The sequence below is a fragment of the Providencia sp. UF-224 genome, from assembly GCF_058245955.1.
In genome coordinates, this window is record NZ_JBSICC010000139.1 from 1 (window position 1) to 268 (window position 268).

1 pseudogene is annotated in these 268 nt (G+C 53.4%); it reads right to left on the reverse strand.

Annotated elements, in window-relative coordinates:
• Positions 1-268, reverse strand: a pseudogene (locus AC4IFO_RS23200) (RHS repeat domain-containing protein); the annotation flags it as partial.

Consider the following 268-nt stretch of genomic DNA (forward strand, 5'->3'; position numbering starts at 1 on the left):
GTGGATTGACATGAGCCGCTTGGCTATCCACCGTTTGGGTTTTGCTGAGGCGCCGTCCAAACGCATCATAGGTATAGCGCCAGCAGCCACCCTTCGGGGTAAAACAGGCCGTCAATTGGTTCTGTGTGTTCCACAGATAACGCCATTCCTTCGGACGATAGCCATGTTCATAGACAATTTTCCTCTCTAGCCGCCCATTCACATCATAGTGGTAAAGCTGATACCCCCTTGCCGTATCTCGCCGTGTGACTCGGCCCGCATGCTGTTG